The 26,785-nt window shown below is 61.3% G+C and carries 19 protein-coding genes; 11 read left to right on the top strand and 8 right to left on the bottom strand.

The features are described 5' to 3' along the window. Positions 1 to 91: 91 nt before the first annotated feature. Together AAFH49_RS00235 and AAFH49_RS00230 are read right to left on the bottom strand one after the other, a co-directional pair. Complete coding sequence (locus AAFH49_RS00235) at positions 92 to 4,750, bottom strand: T9SS type A sorting domain-containing protein (protein ID WP_342295076.1); 4,659 nt, start codon at positions 4,748 to 4,750, stop codon at positions 92 to 94. Positions 4,751 to 5,049: 299 nt separating this feature from the next. Then, positions 5,050 to 6,459, bottom strand: a complete 1,410-nt coding sequence (locus AAFH49_RS00230) for an alpha/beta hydrolase (RefSeq protein ID WP_342295075.1) — start codon at positions 6,457 to 6,459, stop codon at positions 5,050 to 5,052. A 300-nt stretch (positions 6,460 to 6,759) separates the two neighbouring features. Here AAFH49_RS00230 and AAFH49_RS00225 point away from each other — a divergent pair, with 300 nt between their 5' ends. The 3 genes from AAFH49_RS00225 to AAFH49_RS00215 all read left to right on the top strand — a co-directional run bounded on the left by AAFH49_RS00225 (position 6,760) and on the right by AAFH49_RS00215 (position 11,444). Then, positions 6,760 to 7,854, top strand: coding sequence for a hypothetical protein (locus AAFH49_RS00225; protein WP_342295073.1), 1,095 nt, complete (start codon positions 6,760 to 6,762; stop codon positions 7,852 to 7,854). A gap of 127 nt (positions 7,855 to 7,981) precedes the next feature. After that, positions 7,982 to 10,213, top strand: coding sequence for a prolyl oligopeptidase family serine peptidase (locus AAFH49_RS00220; protein ID WP_342295072.1), 2,232 nt, complete (start codon positions 7,982 to 7,984; stop codon positions 10,211 to 10,213). Positions 10,214 to 10,397: 184 nt separating this feature from the next. Continuing rightward, positions 10,398 to 11,444, top strand: a complete 1,047-nt coding sequence (locus AAFH49_RS00215) for an LLM class flavin-dependent oxidoreductase (RefSeq protein WP_342295070.1) — start codon at positions 10,398 to 10,400, stop codon at positions 11,442 to 11,444. A 72-nt stretch (positions 11,445 to 11,516) separates the two neighbouring features. Here the strand turns inward: AAFH49_RS00215 and ahcY are convergent, their stop codons facing one another. Together ahcY and AAFH49_RS00205 are read right to left on the bottom strand one after the other, a co-directional pair. Beyond that, positions 11,517 to 12,836: an adenosylhomocysteinase gene (gene ahcY, locus AAFH49_RS00210; RefSeq protein ID WP_342295068.1), complete on the bottom strand. Its 1,320-nt coding sequence runs from the start codon at positions 12,834 to 12,836 to the stop codon at positions 11,517 to 11,519. 121 nt (positions 12,837 to 12,957) lie between these two features. Then, on the bottom strand, positions 12,958 to 13,713 hold the full coding sequence (locus AAFH49_RS00205; RefSeq protein WP_342295066.1) for a DUF4397 domain-containing protein: 756 nt from the start codon (positions 13,711 to 13,713) through the stop codon (positions 12,958 to 12,960). A gap of 155 nt (positions 13,714 to 13,868) precedes the next feature. Here AAFH49_RS00205 and AAFH49_RS00200 point away from each other — a divergent pair, with 155 nt between their 5' ends. The 4 genes from AAFH49_RS00200 to metK all read left to right on the top strand — a co-directional run bounded on the left by AAFH49_RS00200 (position 13,869) and on the right by metK (position 18,009). Beyond that, on the top strand, positions 13,869 to 14,480 hold the full coding sequence (locus AAFH49_RS00200; protein WP_342295065.1) for a hypothetical protein: 612 nt from the start codon (positions 13,869 to 13,871) through the stop codon (positions 14,478 to 14,480). A 29-nt stretch (positions 14,481 to 14,509) separates the two neighbouring features. Then, positions 14,510 to 15,730 (top strand): class I SAM-dependent methyltransferase, encoded by a 1,221-nt coding sequence (locus AAFH49_RS00195; protein WP_342295062.1) that lies wholly within the window; start codon positions 14,510 to 14,512, stop codon positions 15,728 to 15,730. Between the two features lie 108 nt (positions 15,731 to 15,838). After that, complete coding sequence (locus AAFH49_RS00190; protein WP_342295060.1) at positions 15,839 to 16,573, top strand: SDR family NAD(P)-dependent oxidoreductase; 735 nt, start codon at positions 15,839 to 15,841, stop codon at positions 16,571 to 16,573. Positions 16,574 to 16,746: 173 nt separating this feature from the next. Further along, positions 16,747 to 18,009 (top strand): methionine adenosyltransferase, encoded by a 1,263-nt coding sequence (metK, locus tag AAFH49_RS00185; RefSeq protein WP_342295058.1) that lies wholly within the window; start codon positions 16,747 to 16,749, stop codon positions 18,007 to 18,009. 76 nt (positions 18,010 to 18,085) lie between these two features. On the opposite strand, the gene hpf is transcribed toward metK, so the two are convergent. The 4 genes from hpf to AAFH49_RS00165 all read right to left on the bottom strand — a co-directional run bounded on the left by hpf (position 18,086) and on the right by AAFH49_RS00165 (position 20,988). Further along, the gene (gene hpf / locus AAFH49_RS00180; protein WP_198069793.1) at positions 18,086 to 18,385 is read right to left on the bottom strand and encodes a ribosome hibernation-promoting factor, HPF/YfiA family; all 300 of its coding nucleotides are present in this window, start codon (positions 18,383 to 18,385) and stop codon (positions 18,086 to 18,088) included. A gap of 38 nt (positions 18,386 to 18,423) precedes the next feature. Further along, entirely contained in the window at positions 18,424 to 19,302 is an 879-nt protein-coding gene (locus tag AAFH49_RS00175; RefSeq protein ID WP_342295055.1) for a tyrosine-type recombinase/integrase, read from the bottom strand. 168 nt (positions 19,303 to 19,470) lie between these two features. Then, entirely contained in the window at positions 19,471 to 19,665 is a 195-nt protein-coding gene (rpsU, locus tag AAFH49_RS00170) for a 30S ribosomal protein S21 (RefSeq protein WP_342295054.1), read from the bottom strand. Between the two features lie 177 nt (positions 19,666 to 19,842). Further along, positions 19,843 to 20,988 (bottom strand): acyl-CoA dehydrogenase family protein, encoded by a 1,146-nt coding sequence (locus AAFH49_RS00165; RefSeq protein WP_342295052.1) that lies wholly within the window; start codon positions 20,986 to 20,988, stop codon positions 19,843 to 19,845. A gap of 249 nt (positions 20,989 to 21,237) precedes the next feature. Here AAFH49_RS00165 and AAFH49_RS00160 point away from each other — a divergent pair, with 249 nt between their 5' ends. From AAFH49_RS00160 to AAFH49_RS00145, 4 genes are all read left to right on the top strand, one after another. Next, positions 21,238 to 22,215, top strand: a complete 978-nt coding sequence (locus AAFH49_RS00160; protein ID WP_342295050.1) for a polysaccharide biosynthesis/export family protein — start codon at positions 21,238 to 21,240, stop codon at positions 22,213 to 22,215. Positions 22,216 to 22,282: 67 nt separating this feature from the next. Then, positions 22,283 to 24,787, top strand: coding sequence for a polysaccharide biosynthesis tyrosine autokinase (locus tag AAFH49_RS00155; protein ID WP_342295049.1), 2,505 nt, complete (start codon positions 22,283 to 22,285; stop codon positions 24,785 to 24,787). Between the two features lie 14 nt (positions 24,788 to 24,801). Continuing rightward, on the top strand, positions 24,802 to 25,572 hold the full coding sequence (locus AAFH49_RS00150) for a tyrosine-protein phosphatase (protein ID WP_342295048.1): 771 nt from the start codon (positions 24,802 to 24,804) through the stop codon (positions 25,570 to 25,572). 85 nt (positions 25,573 to 25,657) lie between these two features. Continuing rightward, the gene (locus AAFH49_RS00145; protein ID WP_342295047.1) at positions 25,658 to 26,680 is read left to right on the top strand and encodes an NAD-dependent epimerase/dehydratase family protein; all 1,023 of its coding nucleotides are present in this window, start codon (positions 25,658 to 25,660) and stop codon (positions 26,678 to 26,680) included. Positions 26,681 to 26,785: the final 105 nt, after the last annotated feature.

Here is a 26,785-nt window from a genome sequence, read left to right as displayed (position 1 = left end):
AGCCCCGACTGCCAGTGCAGTCGGGGCTTTTTAGTATGCTCAATCAAGCCTACCTGAGAGCCGGCCCCAACGCGGAGCCGGCTCAGAAAATCTAGTTGATAACCACGCGCTTGGCCAGGCTGGCATCGCCGGCCCGGAGACGCAGCGTGTACACGCCGGTCGCCAAATCGGCGGTAGGCACCGTGAACGAGGCACCGGCAGCGGGCAACGCTACCGACTGCTTGCGCACCACCTGCCCGAGGGCATTGAGCAGTTCGGCCTGTACGCTCGTGGCGTTGGCCACGGCGGGCACCCGCACGGTGAAGCTCTCGTGGGCCGGGTTGGGGTACACGCTCACCCCGGTGGCCGTGAGGGCCGTGGTGGTAGCAGTGGTCACGACGTAGCTCACGTTCACGTTATCGAGGCCGATGTCAGTGCTGCCGTTATCACCCGTGGCGCGGAAGCGGATGATGCTCGTGGCCGTAGCACCCGTCAGGGGCACGGTGTAGGTGGTCCAGCTGGCGGCCAGCACCTGCGTGAACAAGGGCGTGGTGCTGAACGTAGCCCCACCGTCGGTGCTCAGCAGCACCTCGATTTTGTCCGAGCCGGAAGTATTGATGTAGTCAAACTTCAGCGTAGGCACGCTTGTGGCCGTGCCGGCGCTGATGTTGGCGTAGAGGTCGAACAGAGCGAATTCCGTTACCGGGAACACGTTGCCGGAGTGGTAGCGGGCCGAGAACAAGGACGAAGCCCCGCCCGCATTGCTGCCGGCCGGCGTGTAGCCATACGAGGTCGACGTCCAGTTGGCAGCCGCGCCGTCGTCGTAGCGGCGGAACGAGGCGTCGGGGTCATTGCCCGCCGTCATTTTCCAGTTCAGGCTGGGCACCTCGCGCAGGGCGCAGTTGCTCACCCACGTGTTTTCAAACGTCTGGGTGTAGGGCAGCGTGGCGTAGGTTGGTGTCACGCAGGCGAAGGCCGTGGTGAAGGTGGCCGTCGCAGGGGTCGAGCTGCCGCCGCCGGTGCAGTTGGCGGTCAGCGTTACGGTGTAGCTAGTGCCGGGCGTGAGGCCGGTGAGGGTGATGGGTGAGGTGGTGGCGTTGGCCTGGGTGGTGGTCGGCACAGTCGTCACCGTGTAGCTGGTCGAACCGCTGGCCGGAGCCGTGAACGTCACTTGGGCCGTGGTGGTAGTGATGGTAGCCGCCGGCACCGCCAGAGCCGTTACCGGCGCGCAGGCCACGTAGCTGATACCCACGTTATCGAGGCCGATGTCGCTGCTGCCGTTGTCGCCCGTGGCGCGGAAGCGGATGATGCTCGTGGCCGTGGCGCCGGTCAGCGGCACGGTGTAGGTGGTCCAGCTGGCAGCCAGGATTTGTGTGAACAAGGGCGTGCCGAACGTGGCCCCGCCATCGGTGCTCAGCAGCACTTCAATTTTATCCGAGCCCGAAGTATTGATGTAATCAAACGTGAGCGTGGGCGTGCCCGTGCTACCGCCCGCGTTGGCGTAGAGGTCGAACAAGGCGAATTCCGTCACCGGCGACACGTTGCCGGAGTGGTAGCGGGCCGAGAAGGCCGACGTAGCCCCGCCGGCGTTGCTGCCGGCCGGCGTGTAGCCGTAGTTGGTCGAGCCGCCGGTCCAGTTGCCGGCCACGCCGTCGTCGTAGCGGCGGAACGAGGCGTCCGGGTCGGTAGCGCCGGGGGTCAGCTTCCAGTTCAGGCTGGGTACGTCGCGCAGGGCGCAGTTGCTCACCCAGGTGTTCTCAAACGTCTGCGTGTAGGGCAGCGTGGCATACGTGGGCGTCACGCAGGCGAAGGCCGTAGTGAAGCTCACCGGGGCCGTGGTCGTCGAGCTGCCGCTGCTGCCTGAGCAGTTGGCAGTCAGCGTCACGGTGTAGGTGGTGCCGGGCGTCAGGCCGGTGAGAGTGATGGGCGAAGTCGTGGCGTTGGCTTGGGTGGTGGCCGGCAAGGTGGTCACCGTGTAGCTGGTCGGGGTGCTGGGCGAAGCGGTGAAGGTCACCTGGGCCGTAGTCGTGGTAATGTTAGCCGCCGGTACTGCCACCGTCGTGGGCGGTGCGCAAGTCACGTAGCTGATGCTCACGTTGTCGAGGCCGATGTCGCTCAGACCGTCATCGCCGGTGGCGCGGAAGCGGATGATGCTCGTGGCCGTGGCACCCGTCAGGGCCACTGTGTAGGGGGTCCAGGTAGCGGCCAGCACCTGCGAGAACAAAGGCGTGGTGCTAAAGGTGGCCCCGCCGTCGGTGCTCAGCAGCACCTCCAGCTTATCCGTGCCCGAGGTGTTGATGTAGTCAAAAGTCAGCGTGGCTGTGCCCGTGCCGCCGCTCACGTTGGCATAAAGGTCGAGTTGGCCCTGGCTGCCCGCGGTGGCGTTATAGGAGTGGAAGCGCGCCGAGAACGACGACGTAGCGCCGGCGGCATTGCTGCCGGCCGGGGTGTAGGCGCCGCTGGTGGTGCTCCAGCCGCCGGCGGTGCCGTCGTCGAAGCGCCGCCAGGCGTTGTTGCCCGTCAGCGGAGAGGAGCGCCAGTTGGCATCGGGCACATCGCGGGTGCCGCAGGCATTGGCCCAGGTGCTCTCAAAGGTTTGCGTGTAGGGCAGGGCGACGTAGGGTGCCGCCACGCAGGCGGTGGTGAAGGTAGTGGTGACCGCCGCCGAAGTGGTACTGCCAGCGCAGTTGGTGGTCACGCTCACGGTGTAGGTGGTGTTGGGCGTGAGGCCCGTCAGGGGCACGGGAGAGGCCGTGGGGGCGGGCGTGACGGTGGTAGCCGTGCCGCCGGCGGGGGTATAGGTCACGGTGTAGCTGGCCCCGCCGCTCGGAGCGGTGAAGGTCACGTTGGCGGTGGTGGCGGTGATGTTGGCCACACCCAGGCTTGCCACGATGGAGCAAGTCACGTAGCTCACATTCACGTTATCGAGGCCGATGTCGGTGCTGCCGTTGTCGCCCGTGGCGCGGAAGCGGATGATGCTCGTGGCCGTGGCGCCGGTCAGCGGCACGGTGTAGGTGGTCCAGCTGGCAGCCAGGATTTGTGTGAACAAGGGCGTGCCGAACGTGGCCCCGCCATCGGTGCTCAGCAGCACTTCAATTTTATCCGAGCCCGAAGTATTGATGTAATCAAACGTGAGCGTGGGCGTGCCCGTGCTACCGCCCGCGTTGGCGTAGAGGTCGAACAAGGCGAATTCCGTCACCGGCGACACGTTGCCGGAGTGGTAGCGGGCCGAGAAGGCCGACGTAGCCCCGCCGGCGTTGCTGCCGGCCGGCGTGTAGCCGTAGTTGGTCGAGCCGCCGGTCCAGTTGCCGGCCACGCCGTCGTCGTAGCGGCGGAACGAGGCGTCCGGGTCGGTAGCGCCGGGGGTCAGCTTCCAGTTCAGGCTGGGTACGTCGCGCAGGGCGCAGTTGCTCACCCAGGTGTTCTCAAACGTCTGCGTGTAGGGCAGCGTGGCATACGTGGGCGTCACGCAGGCAAAGGCCGTGGTGAAGGTGGTGGTAGCGGTGGCCGCAACGCCCCCGACGGAGCAGTTGCTCACCACGTTCACCGTGTAGGGCGTGCCCGCCGTGAGGCCGGTGAGCACGAGCGGGGCGGCCGTCGTGGCATCGGTGATGGTGTAGGTGTTGGTGGCGGGCGTCGTCGTCACGGTGTAGTTGGCCACGCCCGAGGTGGGCGCGGTAAACGACAGGCTGGCCGAGGTGGTGGTAATGGCGCTGATGGTAAGCGCCGTGGGAGCCGCGCAGGCCGTGGCCGTCACCAACCGGGTTTCGGTGGGCAGCGAAGCTCCGGTAGCGTAGGTGGCCACAATGCTCACCGCGTAGGGCGTATTAGCAGCCAGGCCGGTGATGGTGAAGGGCGAGGCCGTGACCGTGAAGGGGCTGCCGGTGACGGCGGGCGTCACGGTGGCGGTATAAGAAGTGGGGGCGGTAGCCGCAGCCGGGGCCACAAAGGCCACCGTGGCCGAGTTGCCCGTGACGGCCGTGGTCGTGGGCCGGATGGCCGGCAGCTCCGCCTTAGCGGAAGGCGTGTAGGTATACGTGAGGCCCGAGGCTGGAATCAGGGTGGCGCTCACGGCTACCGTGGAGGTGCTGGTGAGGGCGGCCCCGGTGTTGGTCTGGTCCCAGCCCACGGCACTCGCGCGGTTGTTGAAGTCGGTGGCGGCGGCCCCGCGCAGGCCCACCTGCGGGTTGGTGCCCGTGCCCAGGCCGGTGAAGCTGCCGTACACGATGCGGATAACGTTGCTGGTTTCAACCAACCGAATTTGGTAGTTCTCTACCCCGTTCAGGCCGCCGTAGGCCCCCCAGTTGGCGTATTGCACCACAAACTCGCGGTTCGGGGCCGTGCCTTCGGTAGAGGTGCTGATGGCCGCCCCCGTATTGCTCCGGCCGCCCCCATCGAGGCCAAACGCGGAGATGGCCCCGTCGTAGCCGGTGGTCGAGGAAATGGGCGTGTAGGTAGCAGTGCCCGGCGCGGTAGCGCCAAACGTGATGTACCCGTTCGAGGTGATGCGCAGGGTGGTGTAGGCCGTGCCCGCGTAGGTGAACGTGAAGGGCAGCGTAGTGGCGGGGTACACCACGTTATCGTCGCTGGCGGTGCTGATGACCGTGCCGGTGATGGCCGTGTAAGTGCCCGTGCTTTGGGTGAAGCCGTAGGCATCGGCCCGGCTCTGGGCGTGGCCCAGCGCCGGCAGCAGCCAGGCCAGCAGCGCCAGCGCGCCGGCCCAACGGCCACTCCGCGCGCGGCGGGGCGTGATTTGTAAATGATTTACCATGCTTAAAAAAGAAAAAGGGGGTGAAAAAAGTGTTCGGGGAAAACACATCGGCAAATCTAGTGCGTTAGCCGTTGTTTGCGTAATTCTTTTAGGGTCATTCGGTTCTTTACCATTTCGGCCGCCTGGCTGCCGTCCTGGCGCTGGCCAAACACCCGGCGGTAGCTCCCCGGCAGCTAACCCGGGCTGCGCCCCGCCGCCCCCGGTTGCCTCATAGGCCCCGGCACCCCGTTTCCAGCCCCAAACCACTCACCCAGAATGTCAGCAGAAACGCCAACACGCACCAACCCCACTCTTTAAAATCAGCGCTTTAGCGGCCGCCGGAACGTCCAGTAGGATTTGCCTTTCGGCTGCATCAGCCACGTTCGCTTGCCGGCGCGCATGCTGTCCACAAACAGGTAGTGCAAGTCGCTCATCACGGTGCCTTCGGACGCAAAGTATGAATGCCCCAGAAAGTCGGTTGACACCCCCGTGGCATCAATCGTCTCCACGCCGCGCATCAGGAGCATCCCAGGCCCCGCCTGCCCGGCCCGCATGTTATGGTTGATGCGCTGCGACAACCGCAGCGCGTTGTCGTTGCTGGAAGCATAGAGCGTCACGTTCAGCTTGCCGTTGATAACCGGAGCAATTTTGGTCTTGAAATCCGCCACACTGATGTCGGGGGCCGTCAGCACGATTTCGCGCACATGGCGGTTGCGAAACAACTGCGGCTCCTTCTGCATCAGGTCTTGCAGCGTGGCCAGCATAATGCGGTTGCCCATGCTGTGCGCAATCAGGTAGATGTTGGTGGCCGAGGATTTTTGCAGAAACGTGCGCATAAAGGCTTCAAATTGCGCCACCGATGCCTGATTGCGCTTCTCATCGATGCGGTAAGCCAGGCCGCTGCCCTGCGAAGGCCAGCTAAACAAGAGCGGAGCCCCTTTGAAGCCCAAATCGTAGGTGAACTGGGCCGTGCGAAACAGCGCCGTCCGGAAGTCGTTGTTGAAGCCGTGCACGAATACGAACGCATCCCGGTTGGCCGACGCGTCGCTTTTGTAGTTCATCAGGTTCAGCAAATCCTCCTGCGAGAGCAGCTTGGTTGACTCCAGGATGAGGTGTTTGGCCGGGTTGGGCTTCCCGATTTCGTAGCCCATGAAGGTCGCCGGCAGCTCCACCTGCCCCAGCTTGTGGTCGCGCGGAATGCTGACCTGGCAAGTGCCATACCGGGTAATGGCCTTTTCCTTGCCAAAATTAATGGCCTGCCTGGCCTTGGGGTTTACGGGCAGCAGATTGCGGTTGGTGCAGAAGAAAACGGTGACCATGCGTTTGGCTTTCTCCTTTTGCTCCTGCGCCTGCACCATCTGTTCGATGGGGTCGCGAGCCGGCCGGGGGCTCATGGTCACGCGGATTTCCGGGCAGCCTTTGTTGGAGGCCGGTCCGGGCCGGGTGGGGCAGCGGTCCTGGACATCGGCCACGCCATCGCCGTCCTGGTCGGGGCAGCCCGACAGGGCGGGTGAGCCTTTGGCGGTGGGGCAGCGGTCCTGGGCATCGGCCACGCCGTCGCCGTCGGTATCGAGGGGGCAACCGTTGGCATCCACTGCTACCCCGGCCGGCGTGTCGGGACATTTGTCCTGGCCCAGGGCCACGCCATCGCCATCGGGGTCACGCTCCAAGGCTTTGCGGGCCATGCGCGGGGCGCAGGCCTCCAGCAAAACCATCAACAGAAAGACCATAAAACCGGCTACTGGCCGGGGTAGAAAAGGATTGAAACGGCTGCAAAACATGAATTTCTGATTTTATGATAGATACCTGGCCAAACTTAATCATATCCAACCTCAAATAAATATTGTTAATCAATATTATGTGAAAGCCATGCTTCCGCTATTTCCCCGGCGGGGCATTTGGGCAACACCTGCACTTGGCCGGCTCAGCCCTGGCCTGGCCCGGTGGGTACTGCCACCGTGGGGCGATAGTATGAAAACCCTAATAAGTTGCGCCCAAAACCGTACTTTTCCGGTAAAATCGCGCTGCTTATGACTTTCCGCCCCGTTCTGGCCTTTCTGCTGGCTCTTGTTCTGTTCACCGCCCGCGCCCAAACGCCCCTCGGCCAGCCCTCGCTTGATGAATCCAAGGTGCAAATCTGGTGCGCCACGGTGCGCTTCGTGTACGATGATGCCGGCCGGCCCAACCTCAAAAGCACCGTGCGCTGCGACGGCGGCAACCTCGACGCCCTGGCCGCCAGCATCCGGCCCGACAGCCTGCGCGTGTACAGCGTGCTCTACCAGTCCATCGAAGGCCGGGGCGCCATTTATCAGGGCAAGAAAGACAACCCCGCCCGGCTGGCCGCCCTCACCAAAGCCATTGTAAGCAAGCTGAAAAGCTCGCCTGCCCGCCGCAAAGCCCCCGCCCGCATGGCCCGCGTGGCCGCCCTCGAAACCGCCCTCACCAACTACGTGACCTCGGGCACGCCGCTGGGCGAAGTCTCGGCCGCGATGGCCCCCGAAGTGGCCGATACCGCCGCCACTGCCCCCGGCGCGCCCGGCCCGGCCGAGGCCGCCGAAGCCCAGGCCGCCGCCGAGCGCGACGCCGCCGGCACCTCGGCCGTGGCCCTGCCCGCTACCGGCCCGGGCAGCCTGCTCTACCGGTTTGCGGCCCCGCTGGCGCTCATTCTGGGCATTCTGAGCCTGGTGCTCTACATCATGCTGCGCGTGACGCTGGGCCAGTGGCGCCGCCAGCAGCGCCGCGAAACCCTCCTGGCCAAGCAGGCCGCCACCGCCGCCCAAGCCGCCGCCGCTGAAACCAGCGCCGCCGTGGCCGACTCCGTGGCCCGCGTGAAACGCGCCGAAGCCCTGATACTCGCCGCTTCGGCCGCGCCCGAGGCCAACAATGCCCCCGCCCAGCCGGTTCTCGACCGGCTCAGCCCCGCCCAGCGCCTGGAAGTGGAGCGCCTGGTGAGCCAGCGCGTGGACGAGGAGCTGCGCTGGCTGCGCGCCAACCTGCCCGAACTGGTGGCTTCCGCCATCAGCCAACCTACAGCGGATGCGGCGGTGACAGAAGCCGCGCCCGCGCCTGATGCTACTCCCCGCAGTCAGGGCGGCGCGGTGGCTGATGATGTGCAGCTGGACTAGCAAAACGTCATGCAGAGCGCAGCGAAGCATCTCGCTTGTAGTAAGTAATCCAATCGATTGAGTCACTGTTGCACGCGAGATGCTTCGCTGCACTCTGCATGACGTTCTTTTATTCTTCCCAAACCATATGAAAGCTGTTTTACCTCTGGTTGCCGTTCTGGCGGCGGCCACGGCCTGCCGGGCCACTGCCCCGCCCGCCCGCAACACCCTCCCCAACCACCAGGCCCTCACCGAAACCACCGTGCCCGAAAAAGGCGAGCCCAGCCGTCGCGCCGGCCTGGAGCTGCCCACTCCCCTGCCCCCCGTGAAATACCCCGAAACCCGCAAGACCGACTTCACCGACACCTATTTCGGCACCAAAGTGGCCGACCCCTACCGCTGGCTCGAAGCCCTCGACTCGCCCGAAACCAAGGCTTGGGTGACGGCCGAGAACGAAGTGACTTTTGGCTACCTGAAGCAGATTCCGTTCCGCGATAAAATCCGCGAGCGTCTCACCAAAATCTGGAACTACGAGCGGTTTGGCGTGCCCGAGCAGGTGGGCGCGGAGCTGGTGTTCAGCAAAAACGACGGCCTGCAGAACCAGGCCGTGCTCTACCGCCAGCGCGGCACCGAGGAGCCGCAGGTCCTCCTCGACCCCAACAAATTCTCGGCCGACGGCACCACCGCCCTGGCCGGCACCGAGTTCAGCAACGACCACCGCTACCTGGCCTACGCCACCAGCGGCGGCGGCTCCGACTGGCACAAGGTCCGCATCATGGATTTGACGACGAATAAGCTGCTGCCCGAAACCCTGGAATGGGTGAAAGTCTCCGGCACCTCGTGGACCAAAAACGGCTTCTACTACGGCCGCTACGACGCGCCCAAGGCCGGCGAAAACGGCCTCTCGGGCAAGAACGAGTTCCACAAAGTCTATTTCCACAAGCTGAACACGCCCCAAAGCGCCGACCAGCTGGTGTACGAAAACCCCAAAATGCCCCTCGGCTTCCGCTTCGCCACGGCCACCGAAGACGAGCGGTTCCTGGCCCTGACGCTCACTGACGGCAAGGCCGACGGCAACCAGCTGCTGGTGCGCGACCTCACCGACCCCAAGCAGGCCAAAACCTGGACCATGCTCATTTCGAGCTACGAATTCAACAACAACGTCATCGGCAACGTGGGCGGCGAGGTGCTGGTGTACACCAACTATAAGGCCCCCAACTACCGCGTCATCCGCATCGACCCGAAGAAGCCCGCCGAAGCGAACTGGCACGACGTGCTGCCCGAAAGCAAGAACAAGCTGGAAAGCGTGACGCAGGTAGGCGGCAAGCTGGTGGCGGATTATCTGAACGATGCCAGCTCGCAGGTGAAGGTGTATTCGGAGTTAGGCAAGTTTGAGCACGACGTGAAATTGCCGGCCATCGGCACGGCCAGCGGCTTCGGCGGCCGGCGCGATGCCAAGGCGGTGTACTACGCCTTCACCTCGTTCACCTACCCCACCACGATTTACAAGTACGACCTCGCCACCAACACCAGCACCGTTTTCCGCGCCCCGAAAGTGGACGTGAACCCGCAGGAATACGTGACCACGCAGGTATTTTACCCCAGCAAGGATGGTACGAAGATTCCCATGTTCATCGTCCACAAAAAAGGCGTGGAGCTGAATGGTAAGAACCCCACCTACCTCTATGCCTACGGCGGCTTCAACATCTCGCTCACGCCGAGCTTCTCGGTGGCCCGTATGCTGTGGCTGGAAAATGGCGGCGTGCTGGCCATCCCTAACCTGCGCGGCGGCGGCGAGTACGGCGAGGCCTGGCACAAAGCCGGCATGACGCCCAACAAGCAAAACGTGTTCGACGATTTCATCGCCGCCGCCGAGTACCTCAAAACCAACAAGTACACCGACTACGACCACCTCGCCATCGCGGGCGGCTCGAATGGTGGCCTGCTCGTAGGGGCCACCATGACCCAACGCCCCGACCTCTGCAAAGTAGCCCTGCCCGCTGTGGGCGTAATGGATATGCTCCGCTACCAGACCTTCACCATCGGCTGGAACTGGGCCCCCGAATACGGCACCTCGGCCGACCAGAAGCAGTTCGAAAACCTGCGCAAGTTCTCGCCCCTGCACAACCTGAAGCCCGCCGCTTACCCCGCCACCATGATAACCACGGCCGACCACGACGACCGGGTGGTACCCGCGCACTCCTTCAAGTTCGCCGCCGCCCTGCAGGCCGCTAACACCGGCCCCAACCCCACCCTGATTAGAGTGGACGTGAACGCCGGCCACGGCGCGGGCAAAAGCACCAAGCTGCAAATCGACGAGTGGGCCGACGTTTGGAGCTTCTGCTACGCCAACATGGGCGTGACGCCGGAGGTGAAGTAGCCAGTTTATTTGAACAAAAAAGAACGTCATGCTGAGCGCAGTCGAAGCATCTCTACCGCAGCAGTAATTTTTACTCTGGCGGTAAAGATGCTTCGACTGCGCTCAGCATGACGTTTTACTATCCCTAAAACCTTTCGCTGTCCCAACGCTTCCCAGTTCTTTCCCTATCAATTTATCCCATCATATGCAAATAGGCATCAGCTCATTTGGCGAAATCGCCCCCGCCCACGTAGCCGGCCAGGACCACGCCGCAGCCCAACGCATGCAGGAGCTCCTAGCCATGGGCAAGCTGGCCGATGAAACTGGCCTCGACGTGCTGGCCCTCGGCGAGCACCACCGCCCCGATTTCATCATCTCGGCCCCTGAAGTCATCCTGGCCGCCATCGCCGCTATCACCAAGCGCATCCGCCTGAGCAGCGCCGTCACCGTCCTCAGCTCCGTCGACCCGGTCCGCACCTTCCAGAACTTCGCCACCGTCGACCTCATTTCCAACGGCCGGGCCGAAATCATTGCCGGACGCGGTTCCTTCATCGAGTCGTTCCCACTGTTCGGGCAGGACTTGAAGGATTACGACGCACTGTTCATTGAGAAGCTCCAGCTGCTGCTCAAAATCAACGACAACGAAGTGGTAACCTGGCAGGGCAAGCACCGCGCTTCTATTGAGGCCAAAGGCGTGTACCCACGCCCGGCGCAGGCCAAAATCCCAGTCTGGATTGGCGTGGGCGGCACGCCCGCGTCCGTCATTCGGGCCGGGCAGTTGGGCCTGCCGCTTACCATTGCCATCTTGGGCGGCGCGCCCGCGCAATACGTGCCGTTTGCCGAGCTCTACCGCGAATCGGCCCAGAAAGCTGGCTACGACATAGAGTCGCTACAACTCGCCATCAACTGCCACCTGCACCTCGCCGATACCGCCGAGCAGGCCCGCGACGAATTCTTCCCGCCCTACTCCACGCTCATGAACCGCATCGGCCGTGAGCGCGGCTGGTCCCCTATGGACCGCCGCCACTTCGACTATCTCTGCGGCCCGCAGGGTCCGCTCCTGGTGGGTAGCCCGCAGGATATCATCGCCAAGCTGCTCTACCAGCACAAGCTGTTCAACAACACCCGTTTCCTGGCCCAACTCGTCATCGAAGGCATTTCGCACCAAAGCGTGCTACGGTCCATCGAGTTGCTGGGCACGCAGGTGGCACCGGCCGTACGGGCGGCGCTCATTAGTCAGCCCATCGCCTGATTCAGTTTTATCAACAACAAAAAGGCCGGCTCACTTGCGTGAGCCGGCCTTTTTCAATACTACGGTTAACTACTAGTAGCGGTACAAATCCGATTTGAACGGACCTTCTACCGGCACTTTGATGTAGTCGGCCTGCTTGGCGGTCAGTTCGTCCAGCTCCACGCCGATTTTGGCGAGGTGCAGGCGGGCCACCTTCTCATCGAGGTGCTTGGGCAGGGTGTACACCTGGTTTTCGTACTGCGCACCACGCTCCCACAGCTCCAGCTGGGCCAGCGTCTGGTTGGTGAACGAGTTCGACATCACGAACGAGGGGTGGCCGGTAGCGCAGCCCAGGTTTACGAGGCGGCCTTCGGCGAGGATAATCACCTCTTTGCCCTCAATGGTGTAGATATCCACCTGCGGCTTCACCGTGTCTTTGGTGTGGCCGTAGTTCGAGTTCAGCCACGCCATATCAATCTCATCATCGAAGTGACCGATGTTGCAGACAATTGCCTTATCGCGCAGGGCGCGGAAATGCTCCTCGCGAATAATATCGCAGTTGCCGGTGGTGGTGATGACGATGTCGGCGCGCGGAATGGCGTCCTTCATCTTGCGCACTTCGTAGCCGTCCATGGCCGCCTGCAGGGCGCAGATGGGGTCAATTTCGGTTACAATCACGCGGGCACCCGCGCCGCTCAGCGAGGCGGCGGTGCCTTTTCCTACGTCGCCGTAGCCGGCCACCACGGCCACTTTGCCAGCCATCATCGTGTCGGTAGCCCGGCGGATAGCATCCACGGCCGACTCTTTGCAGCCGTACTTGTTATCAAATTTCGACTTCGTCACCGAGTCGTTAACGTTGATGGCGGGGAAGGGCAGCGTGGCGTTTTTCACACGCTCATACAGACGCAGCACGCCGGTCGTCGTCTCTTCCGAAACACCTTTGATGCCGGCGGCCAGCTCGGGGTAGCGGTCCAGCACCATGTTGGTGAGGTCACCACCGTCGTCCAGAATCATGTTCAGCGGCTGACGGTCTTCACCGAAAAACAGCGTCTGCTCGATGCACCAGTCGAAAGAGGCCTCGTCCATGCCTTTCCAGGCATACACCGGGATGCCGGCAGCGGCAATGGCCGCAGCGGCGTGGTCCTGGGTCGAGAAGATATTGCACGACGACCACGTCACCTCCGCGCCCAATGCTTTGAGGGTTTCGATGAGCACGGCCGTTTGGATGGTCATGTGCAGGCAGCCGGCAATGCGGGCCCCTTTGAAGGGCTGCGCCGCGCCAAATTCCTCGCGCAGGCTCATCAAACCGGGCATTTCGGCTTCGGCGAGGCGGATTTCCTTGCGGCCCCACTCGGCCAGGCTCATGTCCTTTACTTTGTACGGAACGTACGTTTTCGTCGTGGTTTCCACCATGATACGGATTAATTATTGTGTGGCGATTCAACCGCAAAGATACGGGATTTGTTCGCCGTGGAACACAAAAAAGCCCGCGCCGGTTGGGCGCGGGCTTTTGCAGCAAGGTTTGGCAATTGCTTTAGTTATTCTTTATCAATTGCAATGTAAATTTCTCATTATCGGTAGGCGCAGTGGCAGCGGAGGCTCCCCGTACAATGATGGTGTAAATACCTCCGGCAACGAATGCAGTATTCAAGATTGTTCCTCCGAACGCTGGCTGGATAGCGCTATTGTTGCTGTTAGCCAAGTTATAGCTGGCTGCGCCGGCTGGAATTTCGACAAATGCCGATGCCTGCCCGGCAGCAGTAGCAGTGGTCACGGGTACCAATGCACCGCCGCCACTAGGCGTCTTGCTCAGTGTCAGCGGAGAGTCGAGGTCCTGGCCAATGTGTACCAGCCGCACCTTGGCGTTGGTCGCAACAGCCGGGGCGGTCAGCACATCTTCTACCCAAAGGCCGGATACAGTAGCGGTTGATTGCCCCGGAACGCTGTAAGCGAAAAACGAATAGCTTTTGTCTTTCGCCACTGTTTGCGGCATATTGTATAGCGTTGCCCCGCCTGAGGCATCAATGGTCGCCTTTACGGCCAGGTTGCCCGTTGCAACAGTTTGGTAGGGGGTGTTGGTGCCGTAAGTCACCGAAGGGCCTTCTTTGTCACCCACCGTCACCTTGATTGGACGCGTTGAGTTGTTTACCGCTCCGTGAACGGCCAATACTTTGGCCGTATCGGGAGTTACCGCCGGCGCGGGTGTGTCACTCTTGCCGCAGGCGGCCAAAAGCAGGGTAGCCGGCAGAAGGGCCTGAATGGCGCGGCGGAATACAAAGGATGTTTTCATGTAAAATATTCGGTTGGATGGTGAAACACGCGGCCCAAGGGGTGATTAGCCGGTTCGGCCTGAACGTGTGACAACCCGGCTTTGTTGGGTTGGCGGCCAGAAAATATTGCGGAGGTGTTCTTTTCAGCTCTTCAGGCATCATTATATTTGTTACTATGCACGAAATCAACCAGCTGCGCACAGTTAACTGGCAGCTCCGTGGCGCAGCCACTATTATCTTATCAGTTAGCTTATTAGCTCCTGCGTTGGCGCAGCAAGGTCCTGGCAGCATACGCCTATCGCCCGAAGATGAGGGGCGCGGCCTGGGTGGCCCGCAGCACAATTTTGATTTCCTGGCCCCCGGTGCCAGCGGCGACAATTACCAGACGGCTGGTTTTTTTGGACAGAAGCTCCGCCCCTATCTGGCGGGCAACGCCGATGCCCTGGCTCACCTCGACGAGTACCGCCGCCAGAAGACTTTTTTCCTGATTGACCGCCTGGTGGCCGTCGGGTCGTTTGGCCTGTACGGCCAGCAGATTCTGGCTCACGGCGACCGGGTGTATTTCAACTCGACGCAGCAGGTAGCCATCGGCGTGTTCGCTACCAGCCTGCTGGCCACGGTTTTTATCAATCGCAATACCAACTCGCACCTGCAACGGGCGGTAAAGACTTTTAACCACGACGTAGCTCACAACGGCACGTGGCAGCGCTTGCAGCCGGCCGCCATCGGCTTTGCGGCTGCGCCCACGGGCCAGCCTTTGCTTTCGCTGCGCTGGGCGTTGCGCTAACTGCCGCGTTTCTCCGTATAAGGTCATCCATGGACTACCCCTTGCCCGAAGCGGCCCGGCGGTACGTGGCCGCGCACCTGCACGACGACCCCGCCCACCTGGCCCTCCAAGCCCGCCGCCACCCCGGCCTCCCCGTGCCCGAGCTGGTGCGCCAGATTCAGGCCCGCCAGAAAGCCCGCGCCAAGCTCCCCGCCTGGGCCGATAACCCGGAACTGATTTTTCCGCCCGCCTTATCTGTCGAGCAGGCCTCGTCGGCCCGCACGGCGGCTTTCAAAGCCAATTTGGTGGAAGGCCAGCGTCTGGCCGACCTCACCGGCGGCTTCGGGGCCGACTCGGCCGCCTTCGCCGCCCGCGTGGCACAGGTCGACTACGTGGAGCGTGACCCCGCGCTGGCTGGCGTAGTGCGTTATAATTTCAGTCAGCTCGGCATTGATAACGTGACCATTAATGCGGCCGACGCGGTGGCATTTCTGAAAAGCACGCCGCACCATTACGACTGGGTTTACCTCGACCCGGCCCGGCGCGACACCGCCGCTCGCAAGATTTTCCTGCTGCGCGACTGCGAACCCGACGTGGCAAAACTGCTGCCGCTGCTGCTCCACAAGGCCGATAAGGTACTGCTCAAAACCTCGCCCATGCTCGACATTGAGCTTGCCGTGCAGGGCCTGGCCCATGTGCGGCGCCTCTGGGTGGTGGCCGTGGATAATGAGGTGAAAGAAGTGCTCTACGAGCTGGGCCAGGAGCCTGCCGTGGACCCCGAGCGCTACGCCCTGAACCTGCGCCGCGACGGCACCCAGCAGGAATTCCGCCTCAACCGCGCCCGCGAGGCCCGCGCCACGCCCCGCTACGCCGAGGCCCAGCAGTACCTCTACGAGCCCAACGCGGCCGTGCTCAAAGCGGGGGCTTTTCGCAGCATCGGCACCGCATTCGAACTGCTCAAGCTGCACCAGCACAGCCACCTCTACACTTCGGATGTGCTGCGGGCCGATTTCCCGGGCCGGGTTTTCAAAATCCTGGCCGTGGAGAAAGCCGATGGCGCGGCCCTCAAGGCGCACCTGGGACCCGAGGCGCGCGCCCACGTCACTACCCGCAATTTCCCCGATTCAGTGGCCGACTTCCGGCGGCGCACCGGCATCCGCGAGGGCGGCGAGGTGTACCTGTTTGCCACCACCGACCTGCGCGGCCGGCTGGTGGTGCTGGTGTGCGAAAAGCTTACGGCCCCGGTGAATGGCGTCCCTGCTGTTGCCTGAAACCTGGCGCGGCACACCATTTATCCAGCACAAAACCCGCCTTAGCCGGTTGTGTGCCGTAGAGCAGTTGCGCAATTAGCGCGGGGCTCTTCACTCAATAATTCAGGAATGCGTTTTACAGATAAAGTGTGCCTGGTGACGGGCGGAACATCCGGCATTGGCCGGGCCTGCTGCGTGCGGCTGGGAGCCGAAGGCGGCACCGTAGTGGTGCTGGGCTGCGATAAAGCCGACGGGGCCGAAACCGTGCGCCTGATTACCAAAGCCGGCGGCAAAGCTATTTTCATGGCCTGCGACCTGTCCAAGCCCCGCGCCATTAGCGGCGTAGTGAAAAAAGTATTGGCCAAGTATCACCGCATCGACGTGCTGGTATGCGACGCGGCCATGATGACCTTTGACCATCTAGTGGACCTGCCCCTCACGCAATGGGACCTGCTGATGCTGGTGAACCTGCGCTCCCTGGCCCAGCTCACCCAACTCTGCCTGCCGCATATGCCGGCCGGCAGCGCCATCGTGGCCATCAGCTCAGTACACGCCCACCAGACTACCGCCAACGTGGTGCCCTACGCCACCAGCAAGGGCGCGCTCGAAGCCTTCGTGCGCGGCATGAGCCTGGAGCTCGACCGAAAGCAGACCCGCATCAACGCCGTGGCTCCCGGGGCCGTGGACACACCCATGCTCTGGAGCAACCCCAACGTGAAAAACGGCACCGAGAAAATCGACAAAGCCACCGTGGGCACGCCCGAGGAGCTGGCCGCCGCCATTGCCTTCATGGCTTCTTCCGAAGCCAGCTTCGTACACGGCACCACGCTGGTGGTAGATGGCGGCCGGCTGGCTCAACTGTAGCCTCACCACTTACGGCAGCTATTTTCCGTGGGCTGCTGAACCCTACTGCATTTCCTCGCCAACTGCATAGCCACCAATAGCCCGGATTTCCGTACTTTTGTGCCGCGCCCGCCCGCCGGTTTCGGCCTGGCGGGCGCGCTTCGTTTCTATCTTCCGCTCTTTTCGCGCATTCAATGCCCTATCTGTTCACTTCCGAATCGGTTTCGGAAGGCCATCCCGATAAAGTTGCCGACCAGATTTCCGACGCCATCCTCGACGAGTATTTGCGCCAGGACCCCACTGCCAAAGTAGCCTGCGAAACCCTCGTGACGACCGATTTTGCCCTCGTTGCCGGCGAAATCAAATCCACGGCCCACGTTGATGCCGAGCCCATTATCCGCGAGACTATTCGCCGCATCGGCTACAACAAGCCCGAATACCTCTTCAACGCCGACACCTGCGAGGTGATGAACCGCCTGCACGAGCAGTCGCCCGACATCAACCAGGGCGTGGAGCGCGCCAAGGACGAAGACCAGGGCGCCGGCGACCAGGGCATGATGTTCGGCTACGCCAGCCACGAAACGGCCAACTATATGCCGCTGGCCCTCGACCTCTCGCACCGCCTGCTCCAGGAGCTGGCCGCCATCCGCCGCGAGGGCACGGCCATGCCCTACCTGCGCCCCGATGCCAAGAGCCAGGTTACCATTCGCTATTCGGACGACCACAAGCCCGAGGCCATCGATACCATTGTCATCAGCACCCAGCACGACGAGTTCGATGCGTCCGAAAGCGTGATGCTGGACAAAATCAAAGCCGATGTGCTGTCGATTCTCATCCCGCGCGTGAAAGCCGGCCTGAGCGCCGATGCCCAGGCCCTGTTCACCGACAAAATCACCTACCACATCAACCCCACCGGCAAGTTCGTCATCGGTGGTCCCCACGGCGATTCCGGCCTCACCGGCCGCAAAATCATCGTGGATACCTACGGCGGCAAGGGTGCCCACGGCGGCGGTGCCTTCTCCGGCAAAGACTCCTCCAAAGTAGACCGCTCGGCCGCTTACGCCGCCCGCCACATCGCCAAAAATCTGGTGGCCGCCGGCGTGGCCGACCAGGTGCTGGTGCAGGTGGCCTACGCCATCGGCGTGGCCCAGCCCGTGGGCGTGTTCGTGACCACCTACGGCACCATTAAGGTGAAAAACGCGGCCGGCCAGCCCCTCACCGACGGCGAGGTAGCCGAGAAAGTGAACAAGCTGTTCGACCTGCGCCCCTACGCCATCGTGAAGCGCTTCGGCCTGCAAAACCCCATCTTCGCCCAGTCGGCGGCTTACGGCCACATGGGCCGCCAGCCCGGCACCGTGGACGTGGTGATGCCCAACGGCGAGAAGAAAACCTTCGAAACCTTCACCTGGGAAAAGCTCGACTACGTGCCCCAGATTAAGGCTGAATTTGGGCTGTAAGCCTCATCCGACAATAACAAAAAGCCCCGCCTGACTCATCAGGCGGGGCTTTTTGTTGGGCAGAATGCCGAATCTATTAATGGGCAATGGCCTTTTCCTTGTGCTTCGTAATCTGACGGCGCAGGCTTTCGGTAGCGGCATCGGCGGCAGCTTCAAACGAAGCAGCATCTTCCTGGCTGAACAAGATGTTGCCGGGCACCAGCAGCTTTATCTCGACGGTTTTGTTCTCGATGCCATCCTTGTTGTTGAGGCGCATAATAACCTCGCCTTCGGTGACCCTATCGTAAAAAGTTTCCAGCTTATTCAAACGTTGCTGAACAAAATCAAGCAATTTCTGGTCGGCGTCGAAGTGCACCGAATGCATCTGTACTTTCATAAAGCGGGTGATTAAGAGGTAAAAGGGTAAATAGAAACTCAGGCCCGTGGGTGGGCCTGTTCAAATACGGATTTCAAGCGGTCGACGGACAAGTGCGTGTACACCTGCGTGGCCGCCAGACTAGCGTGGCCCAGCAATTCCTTGATGGAATTCAGGTCGGCTCCCTTGCCTAGTAAGTGGGTGGCAAAGGCATGCCGCAGCGCGTGCGGGTGCTGCTGCGCCCCGGAGGTCGTAATCTGGCTCAGGTAGCGCTTCACGGTGCGGTAGACGAACTTTTCGTACATCGCGTCACCCTTGTCGGTGAGCAGCAACGGGCCACCCACCGTACCAAACTCGTGCGCCCGCTTCGCCTGGTAGCGCTCAATCACGAGCTTCAGCGTGGGATTGAGTGGCACGAGGCGCTGCTTGTTGCCTTTGCCGGTTACGCGCACGGTGCTGGCCCCCAGGCTCACATCGTCGGCGTGAATGCCGATAAGCTCCGAGAGGCGGATACCCGTGCCGTAGAGCATTTCCAGCACCAGTTGGTCGCGCTGCCCGGCAAAGTCGTCGCCGAACTCAAACGTATTCAGCAAGCCGTTCAGGGCCTCTTCGGGCACGAATTCGGGTAGCTTTTTGGCCATTTTTGGGGCCTTAATGCGCAGCATGGGGTTGGCTTCGATGCGGCCGTTGCGGAGCAGAAACTTGTAGTATGAGCGCAGGCAGGCCACTTTGCGGTTCACGGTGCGCGGGTCGAGGTTTTCCTGCATCAGCTCCACCACCCAGCCCCGGATAAGCGGATGCGTGGCTTGGGTGAGGTCAGTCAGCTCGTAGGCCGACTTGAGGTAGGCCGCAAACTGCCCCAAATCGGTCTGATAAGAGACAATCGTGTGCGGACTGTAGCGCCGCTCAAAGCGCAAAAAATCGAGAAAAGCATCCATACCAACACCAAAAAAGCCCGGCGGTTGGGCCGGGCATCCAATGTAGCATTTTTTTATTTTCCACCAAGCTTATCGCTCCGGTATGGACGCGAAAAAACCGGCCGGCTTGCCAATAGAGGCAAACCAGCCGGTTTTCAACAAAGCTAAACGGGCCGAAAAACTTTCGGACTATTCGCCAGGCTGGCCGTAGGTGGCGAGCTTGTAAACAGCCTTCTGCTTCAGCTTGCGCTCGGTGATGCTGGGCTTCTGGAAGAACGTGCGACGACGCAGCTCTTTCAGAACGCCGGTGCGCTCGAATTTCTTTTTGAAACGCTTCAGAGCGCGGTCAACCGATTCGTTGTCTTTGATTTGAATGATAATCATATCAGGGAATGAGGGAGATTTTCAGAGGGAGGCGGTGTAAACCGGGCCGCAAAGATAATCACGGATTTATCGGATTCAAACGGATTTCACGGATTTTGTAGTCGATTCATTTCCAACGCCTAGGCGCTGGCGGCCGAACTGACCCCAAAACCCGCGAAATCTGCCAGAATCCACGGTTTACTTAAGCAGCACGCGGGCAATAACCAGCTTCTGAATTTCGCTGGTGCCCTCACCAATGGTGCAAAGCTTGGCGTCGCGGTAGTATTTCTCGGCCGGATAATCTTTGGTGTAGCCGTAGCCGCCGAAGATTTGCACGCCTTCATTAGCAGTGCGCACGGCCACTTCCGAGGCGTAGAGCTTGGCCATAGCGGACTCCAGGTTCACGTTCAGGCCGCGGTCCTTCATATCGGCGGCGCGGTAGGTGAGCAGGCTGGCGGCTTCGATTTCGGTGGCCATATCGGCCAGTTTGAAGGCGATGCCCTGGAAGTTGCTGATGGGCTGGTTGAACTGGTGGCGCTCCTTGCTGTACTTGGTAGCGGCCTCCATAGCGCCTTGGGCGATGCCCAAGCTGAGGGCTGCGATGCTGATTCGGCCGCCGTCGAGCACTTTCAGGCTCTGCACAAAGCCGTCGCCCACGTTGCCGATGACGTTTTCTTTGGGCACTTTGCAGTCGGTGAAAATCAGCTCGGTGGTTTCCGAAGCGCGCATGCCCAGCTTGTCTTCCTTGCGGCCAGCCTCGAAGCCCGGCGTGCCGCGCTCGATGATGAAGGCCGTCATGCCGTGCGAGTCGCCCACTTCGCCGGTCCGCACGATAACCACAGCCACGTTGCCGGATTTACCGTGGGTGATGAAGTTTTTCGCGCCGTTGATAATATAGTTTTCGCCGCTCTCATCGAGCACGGCGGTGGTGCGCATATTGCCAGCATCGGAGCCGGTATTGGGCTCGGTGAGACCCCAGGCGCCAATCCATTCGCCGGAGGCCAGCTTGGGCAGGTATTTCTGCTTCTGCTCTTCGGAAGCGTGCTGGAGGATGTGGCCGGTGCAGAGCGAGTTGTGGGCGGCCATGCTCAGGCCGATGCTGCCGTCAATCTTGGACAGCTCGGCAATGGCGGTTACGTACTCGACGTAGCCAAAACCGGCTCCGCCGTACTGCTGGGGCACAAGCACGCCCATCAGGCCCAGCTCGCCGAGCTTGTGAAATACGTCGATGGGAAACTCCTGGCTTTCATCCCATTTCATCATTTCGGGCTTGATGTGCTGGGCGCCAAAGTCGCGCACCATCTGCGCTATCATGGTCTGGTTTTCGGTGGCTACGGCTTCCATGTAAAGGGAACTAAGGGTGGGATTGGAGAGAATATAAGGTCGTCGGTACTGCAACGGCGGTTTGGCCCTTCGCAGTCCACAAAAGTACGATTCAGGCAGTTGGCAACGGGGAGGGCGCGGCCCGTCGCAACCGCCTGTTGTTGAATGGGCGCGGCAAAAGCGTTACTTTTGAGGCTTTTTGGGGGGAATCTGCCTTTCGAGGCCAAAATTTTTCCTGGTTTTTGTTTGATATCGCCCTAATTGGCCTTCATGCCGACATTTCACTTTCGTCGCCTCAAGCCGCTGTGGCTGCTGGCCTTGCCCGCGCTGCTGCTTTTTTCGTCGTGCGTTTCCACTCACTATTACAACCAGCGCACCATGTTCCGGCTCACCGACAGCCAGGGCCGCCAGCTGGATAGCACCAAGCTGCGCCTGGCCGTGAACCGCACGGCACGCAACTACCTCATCCAGCCCAACGATTTCCTGGAAGTGCGGGTGAATACGAATAAAGGCGAGCGCATTCTGGACCCCAATGGCGAACTGCAGTTTGGCCAGCCCGGCGGGGCGCTGCCCAGCCGCAGCGCGGGTGCCGGTGCCAGCCCCAGCAGTAGCGGTGGCGGCGGCAATGCCCGCGCGGCCGCGGGCCAGCGCACCGTGGGCCAATCGGCTGGCAGCGCCACGGCGGGCTCCGAGTTTCTGGTGCAGGCCGATGGCACGGTGGTATTGCCCCTGGTGAACCGAGTGAAGGTAAGTGGCTTATCATTGCTACAGGCCGACAGTGTGCTGCAGGTTCGCTATAATGAATACTACAAGGAATCTTTCGTGACCACGCGGGTGACCAACAATCGGGTGTTCATTCTGGGGGCACCAGGGGGGCAGGTGGTGACACTGGCCAACGACAACATGAACCTGATTGAGGTACTGGCTCTGGCCGGTGGCATCGACGGCGGCGGCGGTGGCGGCGGCGGAAGCATCGTCGGCGGCGGCGGGTTTTACCGCTACGGCGGCAAGGCCAGTAATATCCGGATTATCCGGGGCGACCTGAAAAACCCGCGTATCCAGCAAGTGGACCTGACAACCCTGGACGGGATGCGCCGGGCCAACTTACAAATGGAGCCGAATGACATTATTTACATAGAACCAGTGCACCGTCCGTTGCTGGAAACTCTGAACGACGCGGGACCTATTATCAGTTTTGCTTCGCTTATTCTGACTACTACCCTTGTTATCATAAATTTCGTGAAATAGCGCGCTGAGCGGCAGCTTTTTATCATATCCAGTATCATACCCAGCGCTTGCTGGTAATAGCATTACAATGGCCGTAAACGAAAACTCGGAGCTGGAAGAGCTTATTCGAAATGCCAACGGCGGAGCCGTGGAGCCTTCGGTTGTGTCCAACGCCGGAGGCAATGAGGCTGACGATGACTCCGCCAGCCTGGATGTGGCCACGCTGGTACTGGTAGCCCGGCGCAGCCTGCTGTGGATGCTCTTACTGATTATTCTGGGCGTTACGGCGTCGTGGCTGTACCTGCGGTATACCAAGCCAGTGTATAAGTCGACATCCTTGCTCAAGATTGAGGAGCGCAACCAGGGCAGCGCCCTAGGCCTGGCCGGGCAGATGGCCCCCGCCGTGGTAGACAAGGCCCAAGGCAGCAAGCTGGCCGGTGAGGTGGAGTTGATTAAGTCCAACATCATCTACCGGCGGCTGAAGGACTCGCTGGACCTTGATGTGAACTACTACATGCAGGGCACGGTGCTGGAGTCGGAATTGTACGGCACCTCCCCTTTCCGGGTGGTGTACAAAATCACAGACAACTCGCTGTACAACCGGAAGTTTGACTTGAAATTTGTGAACAGGCAGCGGTTTAAGCTTGATTTCACCAATCAGAACCGGCCGCAGGGCGGCGAATATGCCCTCGGGCAAACCATCGCGCTGCCGGGCATTACACTGCAAATCCTGCCCACAGCCCGCCTGGACACGGATGCGCTGGAGGGCAGCTACCACTTCACGGTGCAGGACGATAATACCGTGAGTGCTTACCTGGATAAAAACCTGACTGTTGAGATTGTGAACCCGGATGCCAACACAATTGGCATCTCCTTTAACGATTTTAATGCCGTGAAGGCGCAGGACATTGTCAATAAGATTGATTCGGTATACCTGGACGAGAAAATTGCCAGCAAACAGGAAGCCACCCAGAAGCAGCTCCGGTTTCTGGACCAGATTTCGCAAGAAACCCGTAAAAACCTGCAGGAAGCTGAAGACAACCTGCAGGCTTTTGTTCAGAGCTCGGGCACGTACGATGTGAAGGCTGAGGTAGGCACGATTAGCACAAAGCTGGAGCAGTTGGAGGAAGAACGGGTGAAACTGGCGGAAACGCTGACGCTGCTGAGCCAGGTGGCACAGATGGCGCAACAAGGCAACCTCACGCGCGACGAAAACCAGACTGTGCAGCAGAGTATCCCGGCGCTGGCGGAAATTAAAGACCCGCAGCTGGGCGAACAGCTGGCCGAGCTCAACAGCCTGCAATGGAACCTGCGGCGGCTGTCGCGCTCCTACACCGATAAAACGGAAGCAGTGCAGGCCGAGCAGGCCAAAATCGACTTTGCCCGCAACAACATCCAGCGCCTGCTGCTGCAAAACCAAAAGTTGCTGCGCCGCAGCATGGACGAGCTCAATGCCCAGCGGGCCAAGCTGACCGGCGAGTTGCAAAGCCTGCCCGAAAAGGGCACCGAGCTGGCCCGCCTGCAACGCCCGCTGGAATTGTACGAAAAGTCCTTCCTGATGCTGCTGGACAAGAAAATGGAGTTCAACATCGAGAAAGCCGGCACCACGGCCGACTTCCAGATTCTGTCGCCGGCCTCGCCGCCCTCGCCGCCCATTTTCCCCAATAGGCTCATTGTGTATGCCGTAGGGCTGGCCGGCGGGCTGCTGCTGGGCCTGGGCCTGATTGCGGTGCGCTACCTCATGCACAACACCGTGACGAACGTGCGGGAGCTGGAGCGAAACACCAAAGCGTCGGTGCTGGGCATCATTCCGACCTACGACAAGGAGAAGATGGAAGTGTCGCGCCTGGTGGTGGATAAGAACCCTAAATCGGCCATTTCCGAGTCCATTCGCTCCATCCGAACCAATCTGGATTTCATCAGCTCAGCCAAAAAGAAGCGGCTGATTTCGGTGACGTCCACCATCTCCGGCGAAGGCAAAACCTTCGTAACCGTTAACCTCGGCGGCATTATTGCTCTTTCGGGGCAGAAGGTTATCATCCTGGATTTGGACATGCGCAAGCCCAAGGTCAACCTGGCGTTTGGGGCCGAAAACACGCGCGGGGTGAGCACCATCCTCATCGACCGGCACAGCGTGCAGGAATGCATTCAGCCCACGAGCATCGACTCTTTGCAGTTCATCTCGGCCGGCCCCACGCCGCCCAACCCCTCAGAGCTAATTTTGAGCGACCGGTTCGATACCATGATTCAGGAGCTGTTTCAGCTTTACGATGTTATCCTGATTGATACGCCGCCCGTGGGCTTGGTTACGGACGGCATTCTCATCATGCGCAAGGCCGATATTCCGCTCTACATCGTGCGGGCCGGCTACTCGCGTAAGACGTTCGTGAAGAACATGAACCGGCTGATGCGCAGCAACAATTTCACGCGCATGTGCACGATTCTCAACGATGCACAGTCGGGTGGCGGCTACGGTTATGGCTACGGTTATGGCTACGGCTACGGCTATGGCGCGTATGGCCAGGGCTACTACGAAGAGCCCGCGACCAAACAACTGACCTTTGGCGAGAAGCTGAAGAAGTTTTTCACCTAATATCCACAGGATAAATGGCTTCGCTCTGGCAACGTCTTTTTGGCGGGGCGACTTCCGCTCCGGTGGCTACGGCTTCGCTGGCGGCCCTGATGGCCGATATGCACTCGCACCTGCTGCCCGGCCTCGATGACGGGGCCGAAACCGTGGAGCATTCGCTGGACCTGCTCCGGGCCCTGCGCGGCCTCGGCTACCGCAAGCTGGTGATGACGCCCCACATCATGGGCGACTTCTACAAGAACACGCCGGAAGGCATTCGGGCCGCGCTCAAGCTATTGCGCGAAGCCGCCGCCGCCGCCGGCCTGCACGACGTAGCCCTCGAATGCGCCGCCGAATACTACCTCGACGAGTTTCTGGGCCGGAAGCTGGCCGATGGCACCGAGATGCTCACCTTCGGCGGCGACAAGCGCTACCTGCTGTTCGAAACCTCCTACATGAACGAGCCGCTGAACCTGTTCGACATTATTTTCGAGATGAAGTCCCAGGGCTACCAGCCGGTACTGGCCCATCCTGAGCGCTATACTTATTTATACGGCCGTTTTGCCGAGATTGAGAAAATGCGCCGCGATTACGGCGTGCTGCTCCAGGTAAACCTAAATTCGCTGGCGGGCTACTACTCCCCTGCCGCCAAAAAAGTGGCTGAGCAATTAATTGACGGCGAGTTGGTTGATTTTGTGGGCACCGATACGCACCACCTGCGCCACACCGATACGTTGACCAAGCGCACACTCGTGCAGCCCTATATGGAAAAGCTGCTCCGGCTGCCTTTGCTGAACAATACGCTTTAACACCTGGTCCGTTAGTAGTAATTAGCAGGCCGTTGTGGGCCGGCTGATGCCATCCATTTGCCTCTGAGCGTTAACTACTGATTTCATGATATTTGTAACCGGCGGCACCGGCCTCATCGGCTCTTTTCTGTTGCGGGCGCTGCGGGAGCGGGGACTGGCCGTGCGCGCGTTGCACCGGGGCGCGGTGCCGACCGACGCTGCTCCCGGCGTGGAATGGCTGGCCGGCGACCTGCTCGATACCGAACAGCTGCGGGTGGCCCTCACGCCCGATGTCACGCACGTTTTCCACTGCGCCGGGCTGGTTTCCTACGCGCCGCAGGACGAGGACCTGCTGCTGAGCGTGAACGTGCAGGGCACCGCCGCCGTGGTCGATGCCTGCCTGGAGCGGCCGGGCATCCGGTTGGTGCACATGTCGTCGGTGGCGGCGCTGGGCGGGCCAGCGGCGGGCGCTACGGCCGCCCCCGGTGAGGTACTGACGGTGACTGAAAAGGCTTCCTGGGACTTGGGCGCGGCACATCCGGCCTACGCCACCTCCAAATACTTAGGCGAGCTGGAGGTATGGCGCGGCGTGGCCGAAGGGCTGGCGGCCGTCATCGTAAACCCATCGGTGGTGCTGGGGCCGGGCGACTGGCACCGCAGCAGCACCCGCCTGCTGCGCTACGCCCACCAGCAGCACCGCTTCTATACCCGCGGCCTCATCAACTTCGTGGACGTGCGCGACGTGGTGGCCCAGTTGCTGGCCCTGGCCTTCGACCAGCCCGAGGCCAGCGGCCAGCGCTACATTCTGAGTGCCGAGGCCGTGCCCCTGGCCGACTTCTTCCGGCAGGCGGCGGAGGCCATGCAGCGCCGCCCGCCCACGGTGGCCGTGCCCGACTGGGCCGCCGAAATTATCTGGCGGCTGGAGCATGCCCGGGCGGTGCTTACAGGTGCCCGGCCGCTCATCACCAAAGACACCGCGCGGGCGGGCCGGCAGCCGGTGGTGTACAGCCACGCCAAAGTGCAAAGCGCTACAGGACTGAAATTCCGCCCATTACCTGATACGCTGACGTGGTGCGCGGCTGAGTTAGCGGCAAAACCCAAGCGCCTCGAACCGGTTATCGTATCTTAGCAACAACTAGATTGCACGGTTTTGGCCAATATTTGTTATTATTGATAGAGTACTGAAAAAGTGGAGTGGAACGTTTCTGGCAAGCAGTGGCATAACCACCTCCGG

Source organism: Hymenobacter segetis (assembly GCF_038448715.1).
Lineage (GTDB): Bacteria > Bacteroidota > Bacteroidia > Cytophagales > Hymenobacteraceae > Hymenobacter > Hymenobacter segetis.
Note: the sequence above shows the minus strand (reverse complement) of the source record. Positions and strands in the feature narration are given on the sequence as shown.

What these genes read in the sequence shown, in the direction of transcription:
- AAFH49_RS00190 (WP_342295060.1), top strand. Translation starts at nt 15,839, where the DNA reads ATGCGTTTTACAGATAAAGTGTGCCTGGTGACGGGCGGAACATCCGGC.
- AAFH49_RS00195 (WP_342295062.1), top strand. Translation starts at nt 14,510, where the DNA reads ATGGACTACCCCTTGCCCGAAGCGGCCCGGCGGTACGTGGCCGCGCAC.
- AAFH49_RS00200 (WP_342295065.1), top strand. Translation starts at nt 13,869, where the DNA reads ATGCACGAAATCAACCAGCTGCGCACAGTTAACTGGCAGCTCCGTGGC.
- rpsU (WP_342295054.1), bottom strand. Translation starts at nt 19,665, where the DNA reads ATGATTATCATTCAAATCAAAGACAACGAATCGGTTGACCGCGCTCTG.
- ahcY (WP_342295068.1), bottom strand. Translation starts at nt 12,836, where the DNA reads ATGGTGGAAACCACGACGAAAACGTACGTTCCGTACAAAGTAAAGGAC.
- AAFH49_RS00165 (WP_342295052.1), bottom strand. Translation starts at nt 20,988, where the DNA reads ATGGAAGCCGTAGCCACCGAAAACCAGACCATGATAGCGCAGATGGTG.
- AAFH49_RS00155 (WP_342295049.1), top strand. Translation starts at nt 22,283, where the DNA reads ATGGCCGTAAACGAAAACTCGGAGCTGGAAGAGCTTATTCGAAATGCC.
- AAFH49_RS00150 (WP_342295048.1), top strand. Translation starts at nt 24,802, where the DNA reads ATGGCTTCGCTCTGGCAACGTCTTTTTGGCGGGGCGACTTCCGCTCCG.
- AAFH49_RS00225 (WP_342295073.1), top strand. Translation starts at nt 6,760, where the DNA reads ATGACTTTCCGCCCCGTTCTGGCCTTTCTGCTGGCTCTTGTTCTGTTC.
- hpf (WP_198069793.1), bottom strand. Translation starts at nt 18,385, where the DNA reads ATGAAAGTACAGATGCATTCGGTGCACTTCGACGCCGACCAGAAATTG.
- AAFH49_RS00220 (WP_342295072.1), top strand. Translation starts at nt 7,982, where the DNA reads ATGAAAGCTGTTTTACCTCTGGTTGCCGTTCTGGCGGCGGCCACGGCC.
- AAFH49_RS00215 (WP_342295070.1), top strand. Translation starts at nt 10,398, where the DNA reads ATGCAAATAGGCATCAGCTCATTTGGCGAAATCGCCCCCGCCCACGTA.
- AAFH49_RS00230 (WP_342295075.1), bottom strand. Translation starts at nt 6,459, where the DNA reads ATGGTCTTTCTGTTGATGGTTTTGCTGGAGGCCTGCGCCCCGCGCATG.
- AAFH49_RS00175 (WP_342295055.1), bottom strand. Translation starts at nt 19,302, where the DNA reads ATGGATGCTTTTCTCGATTTTTTGCGCTTTGAGCGGCGCTACAGTCCG.
- AAFH49_RS00235 (WP_342295076.1), bottom strand. Translation starts at nt 4,750, where the DNA reads ATGGTAAATCATTTACAAATCACGCCCCGCCGCGCGCGGAGTGGCCGT.
- AAFH49_RS00160 (WP_342295050.1), top strand. Translation starts at nt 21,238, where the DNA reads ATGCCGACATTTCACTTTCGTCGCCTCAAGCCGCTGTGGCTGCTGGCC.
- AAFH49_RS00145 (WP_342295047.1), top strand. Translation starts at nt 25,658, where the DNA reads ATGATATTTGTAACCGGCGGCACCGGCCTCATCGGCTCTTTTCTGTTG.
- AAFH49_RS00205 (WP_342295066.1), bottom strand. Translation starts at nt 13,713, where the DNA reads ATGAAAACATCCTTTGTATTCCGCCGCGCCATTCAGGCCCTTCTGCCG.
- metK (WP_342295058.1), top strand. Translation starts at nt 16,747, where the DNA reads ATGCCCTATCTGTTCACTTCCGAATCGGTTTCGGAAGGCCATCCCGAT.